Source organism: Accumulibacter sp., assembly GCF_023806635.1.
Classification (GTDB): Bacteria; Pseudomonadota; Gammaproteobacteria; order Burkholderiales; family Rhodocyclaceae; genus Accumulibacter.
In genome coordinates this window covers 21,799-33,493 of record NZ_JAMTDQ010000019.1, presented here as the reverse complement: position 1 = coordinate 33,493, position 11,695 = coordinate 21,799, and the positions used below count along the sequence as shown (strand labels likewise).

12 protein-coding genes are annotated in these 11,695 nt (G+C 65.5%); 4 read left to right on the top strand and 8 right to left on the bottom strand.

Annotated elements, in window-relative coordinates:
* The 5 genes from NFW30_RS03240 to NFW30_RS03220 form a co-directional block, all read right to left on the bottom strand.
* The coding region (locus NFW30_RS03240) for a GNAT family N-acetyltransferase (protein WP_295371758.1) at positions 1 to 639 on the bottom strand (639 nt) is incomplete at its 3' end.
* Positions 627 to 1,136, bottom strand: coding sequence for a hypothetical protein (locus NFW30_RS03235; RefSeq protein ID WP_295356385.1), 510 nt, complete (start codon positions 1,134 to 1,136; stop codon positions 627 to 629). The genes NFW30_RS03240 and NFW30_RS03235, both read right to left, overlap by 13 nt.
* A gap of 103 nt (positions 1,137 to 1,239) precedes the next feature.
* Positions 1,240 to 2,445 (bottom strand): DegT/DnrJ/EryC1/StrS family aminotransferase, encoded by a 1,206-nt coding sequence (locus NFW30_RS03230; protein ID WP_295356383.1) that lies wholly within the window; start codon positions 2,443 to 2,445, stop codon positions 1,240 to 1,242.
* A gap of 246 nt (positions 2,446 to 2,691) precedes the next feature.
* Positions 2,692 to 3,897 (bottom strand): pyridoxal-dependent decarboxylase, exosortase A system-associated, encoded by a 1,206-nt coding sequence (locus NFW30_RS03225; protein WP_295356381.1) that lies wholly within the window; start codon positions 3,895 to 3,897, stop codon positions 2,692 to 2,694.
* Positions 3,898 to 4,057: 160 nt separating this feature from the next.
* Positions 4,058 to 5,692 carry an acyl-CoA ligase (AMP-forming), exosortase A system-associated gene (locus tag NFW30_RS03220; protein WP_295356379.1) on the bottom strand — a complete coding sequence of 545 codons (1,635 nt, stop codon included), beginning with the start codon at positions 5,690 to 5,692 and terminating at the stop codon, positions 4,058 to 4,060.
* Between the two features lie 176 nt (positions 5,693 to 5,868).
* On the opposite strand from NFW30_RS03220, the gene NFW30_RS03215 reads away from it, so the two are divergent.
* From NFW30_RS03215 to NFW30_RS03200, 4 genes are all read left to right on the top strand, one after another.
* Positions 5,869 to 6,186 carry a DUF485 domain-containing protein gene (locus NFW30_RS03215; RefSeq protein ID WP_295356377.1) on the top strand — a complete coding sequence of 106 codons (318 nt, stop codon included), beginning with the start codon at positions 5,869 to 5,871 and terminating at the stop codon, positions 6,184 to 6,186.
* Positions 6,183 to 7,910 (top strand): cation acetate symporter, encoded by a 1,728-nt coding sequence (locus NFW30_RS03210; protein WP_295371755.1) that lies wholly within the window; start codon positions 6,183 to 6,185, stop codon positions 7,908 to 7,910. Before NFW30_RS03215 ends, NFW30_RS03210 begins: the two co-directional genes overlap by 4 nt.
* Positions 7,911 to 8,229: 319 nt before the next feature.
* The gene (locus NFW30_RS03205; RefSeq protein ID WP_295356373.1) at positions 8,230 to 8,508 is read left to right on the top strand and encodes a hypothetical protein; all 279 of its coding nucleotides are present in this window, start codon (positions 8,230 to 8,232) and stop codon (positions 8,506 to 8,508) included.
* A 22-nt stretch (positions 8,509 to 8,530) separates the two neighbouring features.
* Complete coding sequence (locus tag NFW30_RS03200; RefSeq protein ID WP_295356371.1) at positions 8,531 to 9,007, top strand: tRNA (cytidine(34)-2'-O)-methyltransferase; 477 nt, start codon at positions 8,531 to 8,533, stop codon at positions 9,005 to 9,007.
* A 21-nt stretch (positions 9,008 to 9,028) separates the two neighbouring features.
* Here NFW30_RS03200 and NFW30_RS03195 read toward each other — a convergent pair whose 3' ends face one another.
* The 3 genes from NFW30_RS03195 to NFW30_RS03185 all read right to left on the bottom strand — a co-directional run bounded on the left by NFW30_RS03195 (position 9,029) and on the right by NFW30_RS03185 (position 11,220).
* Positions 9,029 to 10,015, bottom strand: coding sequence for an NAD(P)H-dependent glycerol-3-phosphate dehydrogenase (locus NFW30_RS03195; RefSeq protein WP_295356370.1), 987 nt, complete (start codon positions 10,013 to 10,015; stop codon positions 9,029 to 9,031).
* Positions 10,016 to 10,028: 13 nt separating this feature from the next.
* On the bottom strand, positions 10,029 to 10,595 hold the full coding sequence (locus NFW30_RS03190; RefSeq protein WP_295356367.1) for a chorismate lyase: 567 nt from the start codon (positions 10,593 to 10,595) through the stop codon (positions 10,029 to 10,031).
* A 178-nt stretch (positions 10,596 to 10,773) separates the two neighbouring features.
* Entirely contained in the window at positions 10,774 to 11,220 is a 447-nt protein-coding gene (locus NFW30_RS03185) for a DUF192 domain-containing protein (RefSeq protein ID WP_295356362.1), read from the bottom strand.
* Between the last annotated feature and the right edge of the window lie 475 nt (positions 11,221 to 11,695).

Sequence of the window (11,695 nt, the reverse complement as noted above, 5' to 3'; positions counted from 1 at the left end):
GCGCACTTGCATGGGGTGCAAGGGGTCCCGAGTTCGAATCCCGGCGCCCCGACCATTTGAATCAGTCAGTCGCAGTGATGAAACGACCGGCCACGGCCGGTCTTTCGTTTCCCGTTTCCCGTTTCCCGTTTCCCATTGCCGTTCCGGCAAGCTCGCCGATCCTCTTTGCTCAGTGGTCGGAAGGGGACTTCGCCGCCGGCGCCATGCGGCAAGCTGCAGCAGCAGCGGCCAGCGATAGATGGTCAGGTGATAGAGGACGCGTGAGGTTTCGGTCCAGCGGCTGTGCCATTCCATCATCCGTCCATAGTACTCGATGCGCTGCACCCGGCCCTCGTGGCAAAGCAGCTCGATCGTGTCCTGGCTGAGCAGGAACGCCGGCGAGTACGACTGGATCGACTCGTCGTAGGTCGTCTTCAGAATGACGAGCACCTCATCGCGTCGCAGGCACAGGTTGGAGGCGACGACCCGGTCGTCGAACAGGTACTCGAAGACGACCGCCTCGCCACGCGTCGCCGCGCACTCCAGCAAGCGGCGGTAGAACTTCCCTTGCGCATTGTCGGGGTGAATGGCCGTACCCCGGTCCGCCTCCCACCAGCCGGTGCTCTCGAGTGCGCCATAGCGCTCGATCACCGTCGCCATGTCCCGCGGCTGCTCGAGGACGCGAAGCTTTCCGGTGATCCCCTCTGCAGCCTGTTCCTCTGCTTGCGCATGTTCTGACGGAGGTTCTTGCCGCGCTGGTTCCAGTATTCGGCGAAACTGCCCTGGATCTCGGTCCAGGCCGTGCGGATGTAGTCGCTGCTCTGGCCGTCGGCGTTGTCGGGCGGACGCGCGGCATGCAGTGGATCGATCTGTGTCACCGACAACAGGAGGCAGGAGCCGAGCGGCCCGCGAACCAGGCTGCGTGCGAGGTCGAGCAGCGGCAGTTTGTCATCGGCCACCCAGGCGCCGAGGGGCAGCTGTGATGGCTGGAAAGTCTGCCACCCGGCGGCCGAGGTTCGCACCAGCAGGAACATTGCCACGATTTCCTGCCCCTGTCGGCCGACCAGCAGCCTCTCCCGGCCCGTACCGAATGAGTCGAGGGCAGCGGCGATGGCGTTGGAACCGAGGAAGGGAAGACCTCCGCGCCGCCCGTTCAATCAGTCCCAGTCGGAAGATGGGCCGTGCTCCTGCTGCAGCGCTGCTGCCGGTAGGTTCTGCCAGGCAATTGCGAGTGATGGTGGCATCTTCGGGAGCACCTTTCTATTTCCGGCCAGCACCGCGGGCTGGCTCTTGGCCCGCTGATGACAGCAGGCCGAGCGTCGCCAGCGCCGTCCGTGTCACGTCAGCTTCGCTCAGGTCCTGATGGCAGAGGAGTTGCAGCACGTGCTGGCTCCAGGAAGGCCCGACGTCGTCCACCAGAACGGGTGTGTCAGGCCAGATCCGGTCCCAACGAAAAACCGGTAGAGCCAGTGCCCGTAGGCTGTGATACACACGGTCGGCGTCGTTGACCCAGAGCGGAAAGACGTAGGGGACGGTGTCGTCGGCCAAGTGAGGATAGAGGGGGAATGCTCCCTCGACCTGGCGGAAATGCCGTGCATAGGCGGCATAGTTGGCTCGACGCCGGGCGATGATTCGTCCGCGTGGCAACAGCTTCTGCAGCGCGACCGCGGTCGAGGCGGGTGTTCGGTTGATCCGCCGCATGTCGCAGGCGACCATCATGTCGGGCGGGGCCGTCGATTCCTCCAGTGGCTGCGCAGACTTCGTGCGGTGGATCTGATTCTTGATCGCGAAGAGCCCGGCCAGAAGCCAGCGGGTACCCGCCAGGCGGCCGAAAGTCACCGCCGACTCCAGCACGTCTGCCCAGGCCTTGAGCTCCGCTCTCAGACCCTGTGGTGTGAGGTCTGGAGAAACGATCGGCCTCTTCGCCGAGGCCAACACACCACCTTCGGGGACGGGAAAGAACTTCGACAGACTGGCCGTCGCGAAGTCGCCCCAGGTGCCTACCGGGCGCTCGCCGGCATTGCCGAAGTAGCAGTGGGCACAGTCCTCGATCAGCGCAATCTGCCGCGCATCGCACCATTGACGCACCTCTCTCAGCGATCGCGCAAGGCCGAAATAGTGCGACACCAGCATCGCCTTCGCGCGCGCCGCAGTTGCGACATCGATCGTCCCGAGCTGCGGCAGTCCGTCGGCGCTGATACCGAAATACGCCACCCGCAGTCCGGCCAGAATCACCGGGGCCACCATCGTCGGGCAATGATAGCTGGGAATCAGGACCAGACTGCCCGGTTCCAGGCGCAACTGCAGCAAGGCGAGGTAGATCGCGGCCCGGCCGCTGGTCGTCAGGCAGTTGTCGGCGATATCGTCGATGCTGTGTACGCCAGTCAAACGCCGTGCGCCGGCAAAGCTCGACCAGTCGAGCAAGGGCGTGCGGGGCAGCTGTCCCGTGCCGTCGCTGGGTGTCACGCGCCGCTCCGATGCCGTCGTATCGTTTGCCTGCCAGCGTGCCCGGGTGAGCGGGCTGCGACCGCCCGCTGCGGGGCGCGGCGCCGGCAGCCGTCGCGCCGACCCGAGCGGCACGACCGGTGGCGCAGCGGTACGGTGATGGCTCCGCGGCGACGGCAGTGAGAGGTTCTTGGGATGTGTGGCATGGAGGCTGTGGTGGACCCGGGGTGGATTCGTTCGCGAGCGAGGCCTGACCTGGAACGGCTCTCAGACGATGATCTCGACGCAGGAGGGATGACCGAGGAAGCTCTGTGGGCTGGCGGAGAAGCCGTACGCACCTGACTGGAAGATGACCACCAGATCGCCCGGTTGCGCATCGGCCAGCGGCACCCGATCGGCGAGCAGGTCGAGCGGGGTACATAACGGACCAACGACCGAAGCCGCGATGCTGGCCGGCGCGCCGATCCGGTTGCCGATGGTCACCGGGTAGTTCTTGCGGATCACCTGGCCAAAATTGCCCGAGGCCGCCAGATGGTGATGCAGCCCGCCATCAACGACGAGGAAGACCTGACCGCGTGACAGCTTGCGATCGATGATCCGGGTGACATAGATGCCGGCCTCGCCGACGAGATAGCGGCCGAGTTCGATGACCAGCCGGGCAGCCGGCAGCTCCCGCGCCGCCCGCTCGGCGATCACGGCCAACCCGGCGGCCACCGGCGCCAGATCGAGGCGATTCTCGCCCGGGAAATAGGGAATGCCAAAACCGCCACCCAGATTGAGGAAGCGTACCTCAGCCGGCGCGAAGCGAGCGAGGTCGACGGCCAGTTCGTAGCTCTTGCGCTGCGCTTCGACGATCGCTTCGGCACGCAGGTTCTGAGATCCTGCGAAGAGATGAAAACCTTCGAAAGCCAGCCCGCTGCGGCCGATCTCGGCGAGCAGTTCCGGCACCAGTTCGGCGTCCACCCCGAACTGCCGGGCTCCGCCACCCATCTTCATGCCGGAACTCTTCAGCTCGAAGTCCGGATTGACGCGGACGGCAACGCGCGCGGTGCAACCGGTATCGCTGCTGATCGCAGCCAGTTCTGGGATCTCGCGCGGCGATTCGATGTTGATCAGGATGCCTGCGGCAACTGCCTGTCGCAGTTCGCCGGAACCCTTCCCCGGTCCGGCAAAACTGATCTCCACTGGATCGGCGCCGGCATCGAGGGCCACCCTGAGTTCCCCGGCCGAGGCGACGTCGATGCCGTCGACGAGTCTCGCCATGTGGCAGACGAGAGCGGGCATCGGGTTGGCCTTCATGGCATAGTGCAGCTTCAAGCCGGCAGGCAGCGACGAGCGCAACTCCGTTACCCTGGCTTCCAGCAGTCGCCGGTCGTAGGCGTAGAAGGGCGTTCGGCCGACCCGTGCGGCGAGGCGGCTGAGTGGCACGCCGCCGACAAGGAGTTCGCCGTCGACGACCGGGAACTGGTTCATCGGCGCGTGTGCAGTGCGGGTTCGTTCGCTGTTGGTCACCGGAGGCTGGCCTTGCAGGGTTGTCAGGTGGTCGAGTGCTGCTGGTTCGCGCCCGGTCTTGCCAATCCGGCCAACGCACGCCGCAGCCGTCCGCCGTGCCGAGGGGGAAGTCCGAAGTCCATCAGGCAGACCCCGCGGTGAGCGGGGTGGTCGCGTCGCCGACCCCTGCGGCTGACAGGAACTCGGCTGCCAGAGTCTTGCGGTCGAGCTTGCCGTTGGGGTTGCGCGGCAGCGGGCCGTGCCGCGGCCAGACGCCCGCTGGCACCATGTAGGCGGGCATCCTCTGGCGACATTCGGCGAGCAGTCGCTCGCAGTCCAGGTGGTCGCCGGTGGCGGGAGTGGCGATCAGCTGAATCGCCTGGCCAAGCGTCGGGTGCTCAACGCCGAAGGCGACACACTCACCGACCAGGCGAGTCGCGTAGACGATTTCCTCGACCTCGGTCGGACTGACCCGATAGCCGGACGTCTTGATCATTTCGTCGCGCCGGCCGATGAAATAGAGGAAGCCATCCTCGTCCATCCGGACCGTATCGCCCGAGAAGACGGCGATCTCGGGCAGTACCAGGCCGGCATCGCGACCGGCCACGCCAGCTGGCAGGGGTTTGTAGCGCTCGCTCGTCTTCTCCCGGTCGTTCCAGTAGCCGAGCCCGACAAGCGCACCGCGATGGACCAGTTCCCCCGGCTCGTTGGCGACGCAGGGCGATCCGTCCTCCCGCAGGACCAGAATCTCCGCATTGGGGATCGCCTTGCCGATCGAATCGGGCCGTCGGTCGACCTCCTCCGGCGGCAGGAAGGTCGACCGGAAGGCCTCGGTCAGGCCGTACATCAGGTACGGTTTGCTGTTCGGCAACCGTGCCCGCAGTGCCGCCAGGGTTTCGCGCGGCATGCGGCCGCCGGTGTTGGCGAAATAGCGCAACTGCTCGCTGATGACCGCTGGCCACTCCAACTGCGACAACTGGATGTACAGTGGCGGCACTGCCGTGATGCCGCTGACCCGCTCGCGCGCCAAAGCCTTGAGGACGTCCTGCGGCAGCAGATAGTTCAGCAGGACGACGCGGGCGCCGACGTGGAAGGCGGTCGTCAACTGGCTGAAGCCGGCGTCGAAGGACAGAGGCAGGGCCGCCAGCAGGGTGTCATCGGCGTTGTTCTCGAGATATCCGGCAACGCTGATGGCACCGGCGACCATGTTGCGGTGCGAGAGGACGACCCCTTTCGGATTTCCCGTGCTGCCCGAGGTGTACAGGATCGCCGCCATGTCGGTGTCGATGACCCGGTGACCCCCTTGCGCAGGGGCCTGCAGCAGTTGGTCCCAGTCCAGCCGGACGGGCGGGCCTCCGCTGCTCGCCGAGGCGCGGCTGTTGACGGCGATCACATGCCGCAGGTCGTGGCATGAGCACAGTACGGGCGTCAGCAGGGCGAGGCGCTCGCTGGAGCTGACCAACGCGCGCACATTGCAGTCGCGCATGATGTAGGCGACCTGCTCTGCCTTCAGCAGCGGATTCAGCGGCACGAAGACACAGCCGGCGGCGGCGGCACCGAAACTGGCGACGACCGTCTCCAGGCGCTTCTCGAGGTAGATGGCGACCCTTTCGCCGCGTTGCAGGCCCAGCTCCAGCAGACCGCTGGCAAAGCCGTTGACCGCGCACTGCAGTTCGCCGTAACTCATCGACCGACCGCCACAACCCAGTGCCGCGGCGTCAGGCTGGCGACTTGCCGAGCGGCGGATCAGGTCGTGGAGCAGACTGGCATCGTTCATCTTGGAGGTGTCGGGGGCTGGTCGTGGAGTCGAATTCTAACCAGAAGAGCGCTACCGACCGTGAAATTGTTGCCACTGCCGCCTTGTGTAAGGGTCGGGTAAGCAACATGCACCATGCTCTGCGGTGCAGTCCATATCAACACAGGCTGTCCACCCAAAACAAGGAAGGAAGACACATGGCCAACGACGACATCGTTGCACGGATTGAAGCCAATCCCAAGTACCACGAGCTGGTCAGCAAGCGCACGAGCTACAGCATCTTCATGTCGATCCTGATGATCATCGCCTACTACGGCTACATCCTGCTCATCGCCTTCAACAAGGAATGGCTGGGAACGCCGCTTGCTCCGGGGATGGTGATGACGATCGGCATTCCTCTGGGTGTTGGCGTGATCGTGTTCACCATCGCCATCACCAACGTCTATGTGCGCAAGGCGAACTCGGATTTTGACGAGATGACCGCCGAAGTCATCAAGGAGGCCAACCAGAAATGATCAGCCAATCAATGCGCAACAGCCTGCTTCTTGCCGCCGGCGTGCTGGCTGCTGGCAGCGCCCTCGCAGCCGGAGCCGACCTGGGCAATACCACCAAGCAGGCGACGAACTGGGTGGCAATCGCCATGTTCGGCATCTTCGTCGCCGTCACGCTGGGAATCACCAAGTGGGCGGCGGCACGGACGAAGTCCGCCGCTGATTTCTACACCGCCGGCGGCGGCATTACCGGCTTTCAGAACGGCATGGCGATTGCCGGTGACTACATGTCGGCCGCGTCGTTCCTGGGAATCTCCGGGCTGGTGTTCGCCAACGGCTTCGACGGACTGATCTTCTCGATCGGCTGGCTCGTCGGCTGGCCGGTGATCACCTTCCTGATGGCCGAAAGACTGCGCAACCTCGGCAAGTTCACCTTTGCCGACGTGGCTGCCTATCGCTTTGCGCAGGTGCCGATGCGCAGCTTTGCCGCGACCGGTTCGCTGGTCGTCGTGGCGTTCTACATGATCGCCCAGATGGTCGGCGCCGGGCAGTTGATCAAGGTGCTGTTCGGTCTCGAGTACACGGTCGCGGTGATAATCGTCGGCGTGCTGATGATGTGCTACGTTCTCTTCGGCGGCATGACGGCGACCACCTGGGTGCAGATCATCAAGGCCATCATGCTCCTCACCGGTGCAACGTTCATGGCCTTGGCCGTGCTGTTCCAGTTCGGCTTCAACCCAGAGGCGCTGTTCGCCAAGGCCGTCGAGGTCCATTCGAAGCACCAGGCCATCATGGCCCCCGGTGCGCTGATCAAGGATCCGGTCTCGGCGATCTCGGTCGGCATGGCGCTGATGTTCGGCACGGCGGGCCTGCCGCACATCCTGATGCGCTTCTTCACCGTGCCCAGCGCCAAGGAAGCACGCAAGTCCGTCGGTTGGGCGACGACCTGGATCGGCTACTTCTACATCCTGACCTTCATCATCGGTTTCGGCGCCATCGTCATGCTGACGCAGGATCCGGCGGCCTATTACGTGCCGAAGATGGTTGATGGAGTCCAGGCGGTCGGCGCGGATGGCAAACCGGTCTGGGACGGCCTGCGGGGCGGTGGCAACATGGCCGCCATCCACCTGTCGAATGCTGTTGGCGGGAACGTCTTCCTCGGTTTCATCTCGGCAGTGGCCTTCGCGACGATCCTGGCGGTCGTTGCCGGCCTGACGCTGTCCGGTGCTTCGGCCGTGTCGCATGATCTCTATGCGACGGTGTTCAAGCATGGCAATGCCGATTCGGCGTCCGAACTGCGCGTCTCGAAGATCACCACGGTCTGCCTCGGCATCATCGCGGTCTTCCTCGGGATTGCCTTCGAGAAGGAGAACGTCGCCTACATGGTGATGCTCGCCTTCGCCATTGCCTGCTCCGCCAACTTCCCGGTACTCTTCATGTCGGTGTTGTGGAAGGATTGCACGACCAAGGGTGCGGTGGCCGGTGGCATCGTTGGCCTCGTCCTCTCGGTAGGTCTGACGATCCTCTCGGCGTCCGTCTGGGAGGCCGTGCTGAAGAACCCGAAAGGGAGCGCCTGGTTCCCGTACTCGTCGCCGGCGCTGTTCTCGATGACCGCAGCCTTCCTGGTGATCTACCTGGTGTCGAAGATGGACAACAGCGCGCAGGCCAAGCTCGAGCGTTCGTTGTACCCGGCACAGAAGGTTCGCTCGGAGACGGGCCTCGGAGCCGCCACGGCATCGGGTCACTGAGAGGGGGCAACGCCCCAGGGCCGTGGCTGAGTCAGCCACGGCGCCGGCCCGGCAGGGGCAGGGAGGCGCCTTGCTGCTACCCTGCCACTGTCGGGCCTTTTCTCGACCGGCTGTCGGTCGTTCCGTCGCCAACCCGATGCGTGTGATTGGCAACCTTGTCGCCCGCCTGTTGCGAGTGGCTGAGCCGGCAGCCTCGGACTGTACTGCGAGCCCGTCGCGGATGTAGACTGCGGGGTCACCGCAGTCGCCTGCGGCACGGCCCAGCAGTGCCTCGCACTGACATCGCTTCATCCGACCCACCCGCAGCGAAGGGAACGACATGCAGACCAGTTTTGCCGACGGAATCCTCAATATCGCCATCACCGGGCCGCTGATCCGGATCGATTTCGGCACCGCCACGCCGACGACCAACGCCGATGGAAAGCAGGAAGTTCACCTGACCCCGACGCAGCAGGTAGTCATGCCGCTGGAGGGCTTCGTCCGTTCTTTCGGACTGCAGGAACAGATCGTCCGCAAGTTGATCGCCGACGGCGTGATCAAGGTCCAGGCGCCGCCACCGGCATCGGACCTGATCAACACTTCGGGCCTGACACAGTAGGTGGGCCAGGGGTCGAACGGCGGTGTTCGAGGTCGTCCTGGTTCACCCTGAAATCCCGCCGAATACCGGTAACGTCATCCGACTCTGCGCCAACGTCGGGGCGCGGCTGCATCTGGTGCAGCCGCTCGGCTTCGAACTCAGCGAGTACCGGTTGCGGCGCGCCGGCATGGACTATGCCGAGCTCACCGCGGTCTGCGTGCATGCCGACTGGGCGGGTTGCAGCGCGCGGCTGGCAGAGCTTTCGCCGGGCGCGCAGCGCTTTGCACTGACCACCAGGGGTCGCCCGCATTTCGCCACCGTCGGCTTCCGCGCCGGCGACGTACTCGTTTTCGGCTGTGAGACGAGCGGCCTGCCGGTCGGCATCCTTGCCGAGTTCCCTGCCGATCACCGCCTGCGGCTGCCGATGGTTGCCCATAACCGCAGCATCAACCTGTCGAACGCGGTTGCCATCACCGTTTATGAGGCCTGGCGGCAGATCGGCTACCGCGGTGCCGATTGAGCGGCACCGGACGGGAGCCTGCTAGGCGTCCTCGAAGACGATGTCGCGCTGCATCAGCGCAGCGACCCCTTCGATCGGGCTCATGCTGCCATCGAGCAGGGTGCACACCCAGTCGGTGATCGGCATGCGGACGCCGAGCGTTGCCGCGCGGCGCTGCACCTCGCGGGCTGCCGGCACGCCTTCGGCGACCTGCCCGAGTTGCTCGGTGATCTCGGCCAGCGGCTTGCCCGTGGCGAGCATCAGACCGACACGCCGATTGCGCGAGAGGTCGCCGGTGCAGGTCAGGATCAGGTCACCCATCCCCGAAAGGCCCATGAAGGTCTCGGGCCTGCCGCCCAGTGCCCTGCCGAAGCGGGTGATCTCGTGCAGGCCACGGGTGAGCAGCGCGGCGCGCGCATTCATTCCCAGCCCGAGGCCATCGCAGATGCCGGTGGCGATCGCCATCACGTTCTTCACTGCTCCGCCGACTTCCGCGCCGATGACGTCGTCGCCGGCGTAGATGCGCAGGTGCGGCCGGCGCAGATGGGCGGCGCAGAAGAGCGCGAACTCGGCGTCGGTCGAGGCAATGGTAACCACGGTCGGGAGCCCGCGCGCCAGTTCCTCGGCAAAGCTCGGCCCGGTCAGTGTGCCGCATAGACGCTCGCCCAGGACTTCCTGGACGACCTGGTGCGGCAGCAGGCCGGTGTCCCGTTCAAGGCCCTTGCACACCCACAGGAAGGGCGTTGCGCTTTCGCTGTCCCGCAGGTGCTGCAGCGTGCTGCGCAAACCGGCCAGAGGCGCCGCGATCAATATCAGGTCGGCATGGCGGGTCGCAGCGCCGACGTCGGCCGTGGCAGTCAGTGCTGGCGGGAAGCGATGACCCGGGAGGTAGCGCGTGTTCTCGCGCTCGCCCTGCATGCGACGAACCTGCTCGGCATCGCGCGCCCACAGGATGATCGAATGCGCATCGGCAAGAGCTATGGCGAGAGCGGTACCCCAGGCACCGGCTCCGAGAACGGTGATCTGCATGGCGCTTCCTCCTTCAGGTCAGGCTGGCCGGGCGAACGCTGAAGTCGCCGACAGGCGCCGCCGGCGTCGGTGTCGACTGCAGCAGCGCCGGAGAAAAGACCTCGGTCACCAGCACGGACTGTGTGCCGAAACCGAACTGCGAACGGCGTGCCCAGAGCGCTTGCGGGCTTGCCACAGGAAACTCGAGTGCCTGCACGGCCGGAACGAACAGGACGTGGCGGCGATCTAGCCGCCTGAATTTCATCGGGCCACGGCTGAAGCCGACATGGGCAAACAGCAACGCGCCGAGCGAACGCTCGCCAAGCCGCGCCAGCCAGCGGGTCAGCGGACCGCGCGGCCGGCAGGGCAGGACGGTATGCGCAAAGACGACGATGCGGCCGTCGCAGCTCAGTGCCACCTCGCGGACCCAGGCCAGCACGGCGGGCGGCAGTCCGAGCGCCTGCGCCTCATCGGCTGTCGGTTTGCATCGCTGCTGGCGCAGGACGCGCACGGCGAAACGCCCGCGCGACTGGATGCGTGCCGTCAGCGAACCGCGGTCACGCAGCCAGGGCAGGAACGGCGCGCTGTCGCCTGAGCGCATGATACGGTCTCGCCATTGCGGCCCGCCTGCCGCACTCATCCGCCGGGGTGCAGCCGGTAGGCGCGCCGCACCGTCGACCTCGTTGCGGTGGAATCTGCCTGCCGTACCGGGAGCGGGGCGGCGGGCGTTGCCGGGCCCATCGAGGCTGCCCGACGCATGCTCATCATGGCGCCGTCGACTAGCGAGGTGCCGGCGACTTCTCGATGCCGGCGATACGGGTTCCCGGTCTGATTCCCTTGTCGGCAAACCAGCCGAGGTTCATTTCGAGGGCGAAGCTTGCTGCCCTGGCTGCGCAATGGTTAGTCTCGCTCTCCGGTTGCATGTCCTCGATGTTCAGGATGTGGCCATCCCGGTCGAGGAAGGCCACCGACAGGGGCACGTAGGTGTTGCGCATCCACATGCAGTGGCGTTGTGGCTGGCGAAAGACGAACAACATGCCCTGACCAGCGGGCAGGCTGCGACGGTTCATCAGGCCTTGCATGCGTGTCGCATCGTTGGCGGCAACCTCGGCGTCGATCCGGTACATGCCCGCACTCAGTTCGATACGTGGCATCTGTGCCAGTGCCGGCACGGCCAGCAGCGGCACGGCGAGGGTGCCGGAGCAAAGCATGCTGCGTATCCACATCTCGCAGATCCTCACCGATCCGCCGCTGCGGCAGGCCCGCCGGCATCGACAGCAATGTCTTCCTCGCTGCCGTCGATCGTCACTTCTTCACCGCCTTGCTCCTGACCTTGTCCTGTGCTCTTGTCGCCGGACGGGGTTTGGCTGCCGTCTCCGGCTGGTAGGTCGTGACCTTTCCGGTTTTTCCTGCCCCAGCAGCAGCACGTGGTGACCGGTCGCCAGCCAGTCTCGGCTTGCCGGCGGCTGCCCTCGCCGGTTGTTCGGCGGCTGTCGGCCTGGCTGGGGTCTTCGCGCCTGCTTTCGGTGGCGTCCCGACGGCGGTCCCGAAGCTCACCTCGTCGTCCTCATGTTCGGCCGCTTTCGGTACTGCCGGGATCCCGGAAGCGGGCCATGCGAGCGCGATGGTGAGGCATGCGATTAGCGAGAAACGAGTTCTGCGGCAGCATTCGGCGTTCAATGGTTGGTCCTCACTCGGCAG